A 1,119-nucleotide genomic window follows, 5' to 3' on the forward strand; every position below is an offset into this window, starting at 1 on the left:
GCCCAGCCGTGACGGGGCCTGCGGCGGATCGCCGCCGTGCGCGAACTGTCACATTTACGCAATCTTCACGTTTTAGCCTGCGCGCATCTTCCCACCTGCCTGCAAGGCTCCTCTCCATGAAACTGCATCACCAGCTCCTGACGATCGCCGTGGCTGCTGCGCTGTACGTGCCGGCCGCCCACGCCGAAGTCGCCATCGATGTGATCGGCGGTTCGGAAATCACCTTCGAAGGCCTGGTCCAGGCCGACGGCAACTGGTACGACAATGACGTCGTGGACCTCAACGGCGGTGACGCCGGCAACGGCAAGAACAGCGAATTCGAACTGCGTCGCGCCGAGCTGGTGCTGAAGGGCAAGGGCCCGGGCAACGTGGAATGGGTCGTGGGCTACGACGCCAAGGCCGACAAGTTCCTCGACACCAACGTGAAGTACAAGCTGCTGGGCAACGCCAACCACTTCATCCAGGTCGGCCAGTTCAAGCAGCCCAACAGCCTGGAAGAACTGTCCAGCACCAAGAACAACGACTTCATCTCCAAGGCTGCGGTCACCAACACCTACGCTGTCGCCCGTCGCCTGGGCGGTGCCTACAGCTACGGCCAGGACAACTGGTCGGTCACCGCCAGCGCCTTCGGCCGCGAACTGACCCGCAACCTGGCCCACGGCAGCGGCTACGGCGCGCGTGGCACCTGGGCCCCGATCAACGAGAAGGGCCAGGTCCTGCACTTCGGCCTGAGCTACGTCGACTACGACACCGACGCAGACACCCTGCGCGTGCGTGCCCGCCCGAACGCCGACCTGGCCACCGCGCGCCTGGTCGATGGCGGCAACATGACCGACACCGACCGCGTCAGCACCATCGGCGCCGAGGCGATGTACTTCCAGGGCCCGTTCAAGGCCCAGGCCGAGTACTACACCAGCAAGGCCAAGCGTTACGCCCATGACAACTACACCACCGACGGCTACTACGTCAGCGGCGTGTGGAATGTCACCGGCGAAAGCTGGAGCTACAAGGGCGGCACCCCGGGCACCGGCCTGCCGAACAACCCGGCCGGCGGCCAGTGGCAGCTGGGCGTGCGCTATGACCACATGGATCTGAACGACGGCAACCTCGCCGCCAATC

The 1,119-nt window shown here is 65.1% G+C and carries 1 protein-coding gene; it reads left to right on the forward strand.

Annotated features, from left to right (window positions below):
- Positions 1 to 116: 116 nt before the first annotated feature.
- On the forward strand, positions 117 to 1,119 hold a 1,003-nt coding region (locus AC1VAN_RS22600; RefSeq protein ID WP_480986835.1), incomplete at its 3' end, for an OprO/OprP family phosphate-selective porin.

The organism is Stenotrophomonas sp. 05L44_2 (genome assembly GCF_056665995.1).